Origin of the sequence: Amnimonas aquatica, from assembly GCF_002943415.1 — a bacterium.
Lineage (GTDB): Bacteria > Pseudomonadota > Gammaproteobacteria > Pseudomonadales > Moraxellaceae > Perlucidibaca > Perlucidibaca aquatica_A.
On the sequence record NZ_PTQZ01000250.1, the window covers coordinates 1 to 2,365 of the forward strand.

At 69.3% G+C, this 2,365-nt stretch carries 3 protein-coding genes; 1 reads left to right on the plus strand and 2 read right to left on the minus strand.

The genetic code is table 11. The annotated features are described in order from the left end of the window. Positions 1 to 27 precede the first annotated feature (27 nt). On the minus strand, positions 28 to 927 hold the full coding sequence (locus C5O18_RS08650) for a haloalkane dehalogenase (RefSeq protein WP_105193167.1): 900 nt from the start codon (positions 925 to 927) through the stop codon (positions 28 to 30). 187 nt (positions 928 to 1,114) lie between these two features. Between C5O18_RS08650 and C5O18_RS08655 the strand changes: the two genes are divergently transcribed. Next, a complete protein-coding gene (locus tag C5O18_RS08655) occupies positions 1,115 to 1,882 on the plus strand; it encodes an exodeoxyribonuclease III (protein ID WP_105193169.1) in 768 nt (255 codons plus the stop codon). 87 nt (positions 1,883 to 1,969) lie between these two features. Here the strand turns inward: C5O18_RS08655 and C5O18_RS08660 are convergent. Then, on the minus strand, positions 1,970 to 2,365 hold a 396-nt coding region (locus C5O18_RS08660; protein WP_146089310.1), incomplete at its 5' end, for a Csu type fimbrial protein.

The following is a 2,365-nucleotide window of genomic DNA, read 5'->3' on the forward strand; positions in this document are numbered from 1 at the left end:
GCTGCCGGCTCGGTCAGGCGGTCGGCATCAGGCCCGCACGGCCGCCAGCACCGCCGCCGCGAACTCCGCCGGCGAGTCCTCCTGCAGGAAATGCCCGCCGCGCAGCGTCACGTGCGGCCGGCCCTGCGCGCCGGGAATGCGCTTCTGCAGATACTTGTCGCCGCCACGGGTGATCGGGTCTCCGGTGCTGAACGCGGTCACCAAGGGCTTGTGCCACTGCGCCAGCACCTCCCAGGCGCTGCGGTTCGCCGGCGACGCCGGATCGTCCGGGGTCACCGGCACCAGCCGCGGGAAAGCCCGCGCACCGGCCTTGTACTGCGCCGACGGGAACGGCGCATCGTAGGCGGCGCGCTCGCCATCCGGCAGCTTGCGGCGCACGCCGCTGGCGACAATGCGGCCGATGGGAAACCACGGGCTGTAGAGCGCGAAATGCTTCCAGATCCTGAACGCCTTCGGCACCGGCTGGTCGCCGGTGGGCAGCATGCCGTTGCCGATCACGATGGCCGCGCAGCGCGGCTCCTGCTCGGCGGCCAGACGCAGGCCCAGCAGCGAGCCCCAGTCCTGGCCGACCACGGTGATATCGCACAGGTCCAGCTGCTCCACCAGCGCGGTCAGCCAGTCCATGTGCGACTGGTAGCTGTAGTCGCTGATGCGCGTGAGCTTGTCGGACTTGCCGAAGCCGATCAGGTCGGGGGCGATGACGCGGCAGCCGGCCGCGACCACGGGCGGGATCATGTGCCGGTACAGGTAGCTCCAGCTCGGCTCGCCGTGCAGCATGAGCACCACGCGGCCGTCGCGCGGGCCTTCGTCCAGGTAGTGCATGCGCAGGCCGGGCGTGGCGGTGCCGCCGACATCCAGGTAATTGGGGGCGAACGGATAGTCCGGCAAGCCGGCGAAACGGGACTCGGGGGTGCGGATCACGGGCATGGCGGCTCCCTCTGGGCAAGTCTGCCGGACAGGTCTGTGCGCGGTCTGACGCCGCGCTGCCCGGTCACTCTAGCAAATGCCCGTGGCTGCGACCGTAGCCGTGGCGACAATCTGCCGGGCGCCCGCGCCGCCGCCAACACCGCTACAATCCGGCCACATCTGCTTCCGTCACGCCCAGGGAACCCATATGCGCATCGTCTCCGCCAACCTCAACGGCATCCGCTCCGCCGCCAGCAAGGGCTTCTTCACCTGGCTGGAGAATTCCGGCACGGACGTGCTGTGCATCCAGGAGACCAAGGCGCAGACGCACCAGCTCGATGGCGAGGTGTTCAACCCGCCGGGCTGGCACCGCCATCTGTTCGATGCCGTGCGTCCCGGCTACTCGGGCACCGCGATCTACACCCGCGACAAGCCGGACTCGGTGAAGACCGGCCTCGGCTTCGCGCTCTGCGACACCGAGGGCCGCTGGATCGAGGCGAGCTTCGGCGACCTCACCGTGGTCTCGCTCTACCTGCCCTCGGGCTCGTCGTCGGATGCCGCGCAGGCGCGCAAGGATGCCTTTCTGGTCGAGCTCATGCCCATCCTGCAGGCGCGCCGCGCGGCCGGAGAAAAGCTCGTGGTGTGCGGCGACTGGAACATCGCGCACAAGGAGATCGACCTCAAGAACTGGCGCGGCAACCAGAAGAACTCCGGTTTCCTGCCGCACGAGCGCGCCTGGCTGACACAGCTGTTCGACGAGGTCGGCTATGTCGATGCCTTCCGCGTCGCGGACCAGCGCCCGGAGCGCTACACCTGGTGGAGCAACCGCGGCCAGGCCTATGCCAACAACGTCGGGTGGCGCATCGACTACCACATCGTGTCGCCGGAGCTGCGCGAGCGCATCACGGGGGCCGACATCTACACCGGCGAGAAGTTCTCCGACCACGCGCCGCTGATCCTCGACTACCGGATCTGAGCGCGCGCCCCCTGCTGAGCCCTTAACCGCCGGAGAGGCGGCAGTGGCGACCCGGCCGGCCCGCCTCCGGGCCGCCGGCCCGGCGCCTCAGAAGCTGATGATCGCGACCACGGTGTCGGCGTAGCTGCCCACCGTCATGCCCGACTGCACCGGCACGCGGCCGTAGATGGTGGTGAGGATGGCCTGGCCGTTGCCGGTGCCGGTCACCGCTTCGCCGCTGGCGCGCATGCCCCAGCGCTGGCTGCGCGCGGCATCACGATAGAGTTCGTAACGGACACGGCTGTTGCCGCTGGCCATCCGGCGCGCATTGCCATCGGCATAGCGGCCGTTGTCCAGGCTGATCTGGTAGGCGGCGTTGCGCGTGCAGGTGCTGGCGATACGACCGATGCCATCGACCTCGCGGTCGAGCGCGGTCACGGTGCCGAAGTCCAGGGTATCCGCGGAGATGCTGCAGTTCGGCGTCACCACGGCATCAACCACGAA